General features: G+C 36.8%; 7 protein-coding genes. 5 read left to right on the top strand and 2 right to left on the bottom strand.

What is annotated here, in order from left to right; translation table 11 throughout:
* The first annotated feature begins 522 nt into the window (after window positions 1-522).
* The 5 genes from rpmH to IGK03_RS13505 all read left to right on the top strand — a co-directional run bounded on the left by rpmH (window position 523) and on the right by IGK03_RS13505 (window position 3,735).
* The gene (rpmH, locus tag IGK03_RS13525) at window positions 523-657 is read left to right on the top strand and encodes a 50S ribosomal protein L34 (protein WP_002356012.1); all 135 of its coding nucleotides are present in this window, start codon (window positions 523-525) and stop codon (window positions 655-657) included.
* 203 nt (window positions 658-860) lie between these two features.
* Window positions 861-1,217, top strand: coding sequence for a ribonuclease P protein component (gene rnpA / locus IGK03_RS13520; protein ID WP_033625232.1), 357 nt, complete (start codon window positions 861-863; stop codon window positions 1,215-1,217).
* Window positions 1,217-2,044 carry a YidC/Oxa1 family membrane protein insertase gene (locus tag IGK03_RS13515; RefSeq protein WP_002356010.1) on the top strand — a complete coding sequence of 276 codons (828 nt, stop codon included), beginning with the start codon at window positions 1,217-1,219 and terminating at the stop codon, window positions 2,042-2,044. The genes rnpA and IGK03_RS13515 overlap by 1 nt, the downstream gene beginning before the upstream one ends.
* 14 nt (window positions 2,045-2,058) lie before the next feature.
* Window positions 2,059-2,835 (top strand): RNA-binding cell elongation regulator Jag/EloR, encoded by a 777-nt coding sequence (gene jag / locus IGK03_RS13510; RefSeq protein WP_002361456.1) that lies wholly within the window; start codon window positions 2,059-2,061, stop codon window positions 2,833-2,835.
* 177 nt (window positions 2,836-3,012) lie between these two features.
* Window positions 3,013-3,735 carry a response regulator transcription factor gene (locus IGK03_RS13505; RefSeq protein ID WP_002363545.1) on the top strand — a complete coding sequence of 241 codons (723 nt, stop codon included), beginning with the start codon at window positions 3,013-3,015 and terminating at the stop codon, window positions 3,733-3,735.
* A gap of 43 nt (window positions 3,736-3,778) precedes the next feature.
* On the opposite strand, the gene IGK03_RS13500 is transcribed toward IGK03_RS13505, so the two are convergent.
* Window positions 3,779-4,474, bottom strand: a complete 696-nt coding sequence (locus IGK03_RS13500; protein ID WP_002356006.1) for a GntR family transcriptional regulator — start codon at window positions 4,472-4,474, stop codon at window positions 3,779-3,781.
* 133 nt (window positions 4,475-4,607) lie between these two features.
* Entirely contained in the window at window positions 4,608-6,005 is a 1,398-nt protein-coding gene (locus tag IGK03_RS13495; RefSeq protein WP_002356005.1) for a CitMHS family transporter, read from the bottom strand.
* Between the last annotated feature and the right edge of the window lie 76 nt (window positions 6,006-6,081).

Raw genomic sequence — 6,081 nt, 5'->3', positions numbered from 1 at the left:
ACAGTGACCTCCTATATGTTTAAATTTTGGTTATCTAAAAAATGTGGATAACTTAAAAGAATGAGCATAGTCGATTTTAGCATTTTTTTAAAACTTTTTCCACAAGCAATTGTTCAATGTGGAAAAAAAGTACACAAGGGTGAAAAAAGTTTTCCACAGGGTGTCGACACTTGCGGAAGAAAGTGGTTGTTGAATGAGTTATCCACAAAAAGTTGAGAATAATTAAGCTTGACACAATCATGTTTCAATAACTTATCAACAGCTAAAAAAACACCTGTGTAAAACTTTTTAACAGGCTGTTTTTTTGTGTAAAACTAGTGGAAAAATGGCTGTGAACAGAAAAAAATGTGGAAAACTATCCACAAGCTACTCACAGGAAAATTTAATTTGTGGATAATTGAAACGAATCTTTCTCAGGAAATATTTCTTAAATTTTATTGACAAAAGACCCTATTACTCGTTATACTATCAAAGTATGTCTATATATTGATGGATAGTTACAATTTCAGGAGGTGTAATTGCATGAAAAGAACGTATCAACCAAACAAACGTAAACGCCAAAAAGTTCACGGATTCCGTAAACGTATGAGCACTAAAAATGGCCGTCGCGTATTAGCAAGCCGTCGTCGTAAAGGTAGAAAAGTTATTTCTGCTTAATGATGGTCTGGTCTTTTAAACAGTCAATTTCTAAGAACCCTTAGTTATCTCCATAATTTTTTGGAAGATGTGAAGATAACTAAGGGTTCTTTTTCTGTTTTCAATAAAAGAAAGCAGGATTCTATAGAAAAGGCTACTAAAAAAGAGCGGAAATATGCTATTATTATTAAGAAGTAAAAAAATATAGAAACAAAGGGATGCCGATGAAAAAGTCCTACCGTGTCAAGAAAGAAAAAGAATTTCAACAGGTGTTTAATAAAAAACAATCTTGTGCAAATCGTCGTTTCGTGGTGTACGTTTTAGAGAAACCACAACAAGTCCATTTTCGAGTGGGGATTTCTGTTGGGAAGAAAATTGGAAACGCGGTCACAAGAAATGCTGTGAAGCGGAAAATCCGCGCGAGTTTATTTCAATTAAAAGACCGTATCTCTCCAGAAATTGATTTTATCGTGATTGCACGTCCAGGATTGGAAAAGTTATCGTCTGAAGAAGTGAAAGCTAATTTAACACATGTGTTAAATTTAGCTAAAATATTAGATGTAAGAGAGGGAATTGAGTAGTGAAGAAGTATAAGCGCTTATTATTAATGGCTGGGTTAGTGACCTTAGTCTTTGTTTTATCCGCCTGCGGAACCGCGCCCGTAAGTGAAAGTAGTACAGGAATTTGGGATCGATACATTGTTTATTATTTTGCCCAAGCGATTAAGTTTCTATCATTAGGCGGCAGTGTCGGAATTGGGATTATCCTATTTACGTTAGTCATCCGGATTATTTTATTGCCGTTGATGCATTTCCAAACGAAGAGTATGCGTAAAACACAAGAGTTGCAACCGCAATTAAAGGCCTTGCAACAAAAATATTCTTCAAAAGATCCTGAAACACAACGCTTATTCCGAGAAGAACAGCAACGTTTGTATGCAGAGAATAATGTGAATCCTTACATTGGCTGTTTACCACTGTTGGTTCAACTACCAATCATGATGGCTTTGTATCAAGCCATTTCACGCGTGCCTGAGTTAAAAGAAGGAACGTTCTTGTGGTTAAGCCTCGATAAGCCGGATCCGTATTTAATTTTACCGATTTTAGCAGCTGTCTTTACGTTTGCTAGTACGTATCTTTCAAGTATGAGCCAACTAGAAACAAATGCCTCACTGAAAATTATGAATTACGTTATGCCAGCGATGATCTTCTTTATGGGGATTTCATTAGCCAGCAGTTTATCTCTTTACTGGGTGGTCTCAAATGCCTTCCAAACAGGGCAAACATTGTTATTAAACAATCCATTCAAAATCCGTAAAGAGCGGGAGGAAGCAGCACGTCAAGCCAAAGCACGGGAGCGAGCGCTTGAACGAGCAAAAAGTCCTAAGAAAAAAGGGAAGAAAAAATAAAGGAGGTCGTTCAGATGCCGATTTATGAAGGAAATACAATCGAAGAAGCAACGCAGAAAGGCTTACAAGCACTTGGTTTAACCAAAGAGGATGTTACAATTGATGTGTTAGACGAAGGAAAAAAAGGATTTTTAGGTCTAGGAAAAAAACTTGCCCAAATTTCAATGGAACCAACGATTAGTGAGCAAGTCACAGAAGCGGTCGAAGAAACAGTGGAAGATATTGTTGTTGCCGATGAAGCAACAGCAGTGGAAGAAGCAGTTGAGGAATTAACCGAAGCAATTCCTAGTCTCTCAGAGGAATCAACACATTCTTTAGAAAATCTGGAAGACGAAGCTGCTATTACTGAATTAGCGATGTATTTAACGAATATTTCAAATGAACTGAACGCCCCTGCCATGGTTCGCATAGCGCGCGAGAATGGCAATATTATCTTCCATTTAGAAACAGAAAAACAAGGTATCTTAATTGGAAAACACGGAAAAGTGTTAAATGCGTTACAGTATTTAGCGCAAGTCTTTATTCACCGCATTGCAAGCAATAAGCTATCGATTGTTGTGAATGTCGGAAATTATCGTGAAAAACGTCATGAAATTTTGGAACGTTTAGCGAAACGCACCGCGGAAAAAGCCAAACGTACTGGGCGGCCAGTCTTCTTGGAACCAATGCCGGCTTTTGAAAGAAAACAAATTCATCACACGCTAAGTAAAGATGAGCAAATCAAAACCCATTCTGAAGGGGATGAACCTTATCGGTATTTAGTGGTTGAACCAGTTAAGAAGTATTTTTAAACAAACAAAGAAACGTTGGCAACTCTCAGCAGGGACTGAATAGTTGCTAACGTTTCTTTGTTAAATGATTTTTTAGCCGTCTTCGTTTCTTTTTTTATGTTATGATAATCAGTAATTACTCCAGTAGTAAATTCAAATGAAAAAGTTTTGTAAAGAGACGTAGGGGGAGCAACAGGTATGCGTACGGAGAAAATACTGGTTGTAGATGATGATGCAGCAGTTCGTCGCTTGATTTGGAAAGCATTACAATCAACAGGTATTCTTATTTACCAAAGTGAATCAATTGAAAAAACAAAAGATATCGTGTCCAGAGTTACCTTTGATTTGTTCATTTTAGATGATAACTTGGAACATGACAGCGATGGTTACTACTTAGTCCAAATGATTAGAGAGAAATATCCACTAGTGCCAATTATCTTTTTTAGTAGCAAAAAAGAAGAAGAGGATATTATTGCAGCCTTGGAAATGGGCGTGGATAGTTATATAACGAAACCTTTTTCCTTGAATGTTTTTAAGGCTCAGGTGATTGCTTCGTTGAATCGAGCTCGAATGATTCGAAAACAATTGAATGTTTATAAAAAAGAAGAGCTACAGGTAGGCGATTTCCGTTTTGATTATGGTCGTTATCAACTATTTAAAAAGGATTTACCTATTTCATTGTCTTCGAAAGAAGTTCAATTAATTCAATTTTTTCTGGAGAATCCCGAGCAAGTATTCTCTAAAGAACAAATTTACAGCAGTGTTTGGGGTACTGGGGATGTCGATGCGAATACGATTATGGTTTTTATTAATCGTTTACGAAGTAAATTAGAAGAAAACCCGAAAGAACCTTGTTACCTTCGGACCGTTTGGGGCATTGGTTATACCTTTACGCCAGATGGTTGCGTACAAAAAAAATGAAAAAAGGCCCGCAGCTGCACGAGCGACTGCGGGTCTTTTTTGCTTATTCAATTTGCCGACGTTCCATTTCTTTCAAAATAAATTGAAGCGAACGATTTAGATGTTCATGGGTTAAAAGTGTGATCTGGTCAATATTCTTTGTTTTCATTCCGCGGAAAATTAACCAATGTTCTTCTAGGGCAATACTACGACGTTCTGAGGCACGAATCGCAATATCTCTGAAATAGATTAAGTAAGCATGGAGATCAGTCACAATTTTTTTTAAACGTAGCATCTGACTCTTAGTATAAATAAAGGAATTAAAATCTGAAAAGTTCTGTAGTAAGTCATCTACTTGGTTATTTTTATTGTATTGTTCTCCTTCGAGAAGTAAGGCTTCCAATTCATCAAAATCTTCTGGTGTCATGAGTTCCATGGCTTTAATGGTTGCTAAAGTGTCCAAAGATTTACGAATATCATAAATTTCATAAGCATCTTTCATACTAATCCCTTTAACCACGATACCCACCATAGGTATATGTTCCACCAATTGTTCTTTGACCAATTCTTGTAAAGCAAAGCGAATGGGCGTCCGACTAATGTTTAATTGCTCGGAAAATTCTTTTTCGTTAATCCGTTCACCCGCAGGAATATCCCCTAAAATAATGGTTTTTTTAAAGGCTTCGTAGGTACAAATTTTTAGAGGTTTACTGCTGGTTAAATCTAAGTTCCGTTTTACTGCTTCAACCGTTGGATTCATATGAGGCACCTCCCTATAGGTTATTTTTATAGATAATAAATATAATATTAAAAATGAAAATATAACGCAAGAAAAGACAAAATGAAAAGAAAACCGAGGAGAAAAGGCACTCCTACGGTTTCAGCGACGACGTTTAATTTTGTGGAATAAATAAAGGCATGTGACCTAAAGCAACAATTGTAACAACGAAAATAACGAAAATTCCTAAGGCATATTTTGCCGATTCTTTTTGCCATTGGCCCATATCTAAACCAGTTAAACGTAATAGCAAGTAAATAAATGCCACTAATGGACTTAATAAGTGGAACGCTTGCCCCATTAAGGAAGCTAAAGCCATAGACATATTGTCAAATCCATAAGAACGTCCAGCTTCTGCTAGGACTGGTAAGACACCGAAATAGAAACCATCGTTTGAAATAAAGAATGTTCCTGGTGCTGAAATGAACGCAATCACTAAGCCCCAAGCGCCGGCTAATTGTTTTGGAATAATATTAACAAAGCTATTTGCTAAGGCATTGGCCATACCAGAACCTTGGAATAAGCCCATGAAGACGCCAGCAGCAAAAACTAAGATAACTACTTGCACAGCATCACCAGCATTTGCACTGATACGGCTGCTTTGATCTTTTAATTTTGGATAGTTGATCATTAAAGCGATACAAGTACCAACTAGGAATAATAATAACGGTGGCATTTCAATCCACGAAGGCAAACCTAATTGACCAACGAATGAACTTAGGACTAACCATCCGATTAAGACAATCGTTAAAATACCATTGAATGCAAAATTCTTTGGACGACGAATTTCTAATAACTCAGGATCGTTAACAATAGTCATTTCTTCCAATTCTTTATCAGTAAGCGTTGTCACGCCTAAGCGAGCACGTTCTTTTTTCCCCATGCGATAAGCAACAAAGAAGATAACATACAATACAGATAAAATCATACCAGGTGCTAAATAAGAAAGAATGTCGGCATCAACTTCTAGTACGGCCATGGCACGAGCTGTTGGACCGCCCCAAGGTAATAAGTTCATAATGGTGTTTTGTAAGATAACAAGCACACCTAAATTCATCAATTTCATATTAAGTTTTTTGTAGATGGGAATAAACGCAGAACAGCAAATCAAGGTCGTAGTTGTTCCATCTCCGTTTAAGGAAACAGCAGCAGCAACTACCGCAGTAGCCATCAAGACTTTCATTGGGTCGCCTTTAGCAAAGTAAATCATTTTTTTAGTGATTGGGTCAAACAAACCAGCATCCAACATAATAGAGAAGTAAAGAATGGCAAATAATAACATAATACCAGTTTTTGAAGTAGTTGAAATCCCATCTAAGACGAAATTCCCAATGTTGACTTCAGGGACAACACCGTCAGCACCAGGTGGCGGACTCGCTACTCCAGTTGCAATTGCAATCAAAGTAAAAATAAGAGGAATAATTACTAAAGATGTAAACGGTGACAATTTCTTTTTCATGATTACATACATAAAGATGATAATCATACCATAAGCTAAAATAGTGAGTAACATGTTTTTCTTCCTTTCTTTTTTAGAACTTTTTTGTAAGCGTTAACAACCGGTGTTAATAAAAAAGAATAGCCATGAG

The organism is Enterococcus sp. DIV2453a, from assembly GCF_050533535.1.
Classification (GTDB): domain Bacteria; phylum Bacillota; class Bacilli; order Lactobacillales; family Enterococcaceae; genus Enterococcus; species Enterococcus faecalis.
The sequence above is the reverse complement of the archived record's forward strand: the minus strand, read 5'-3'. Positions and strand labels throughout refer to the sequence as shown.

What these genes read in the sequence shown, in the direction of transcription:
- rpmH (WP_002356012.1), top strand. Translation starts at nt 523, where the DNA reads ATGAAAAGAACGTATCAACCAAACAAACGTAAACGCCAAAAAGTTCAC.
- IGK03_RS13500 (WP_002356006.1), bottom strand. Translation starts at nt 4,474, where the DNA reads ATGAATCCAACGGTTGAAGCAGTAAAACGGAACTTAGATTTAACCAGC.
- jag (WP_002361456.1), top strand. Translation starts at nt 2,059, where the DNA reads ATGCCGATTTATGAAGGAAATACAATCGAAGAAGCAACGCAGAAAGGC.
- rnpA (WP_033625232.1), top strand. Translation starts at nt 861, where the DNA reads ATGAAAAAGTCCTACCGTGTCAAGAAAGAAAAAGAATTTCAACAGGTG.
- IGK03_RS13495 (WP_002356005.1), bottom strand. Translation starts at nt 6,005, where the DNA reads ATGTTACTCACTATTTTAGCTTATGGTATGATTATCATCTTTATGTAT.
- IGK03_RS13505 (WP_002363545.1), top strand. Translation starts at nt 3,013, where the DNA reads ATGCGTACGGAGAAAATACTGGTTGTAGATGATGATGCAGCAGTTCGT.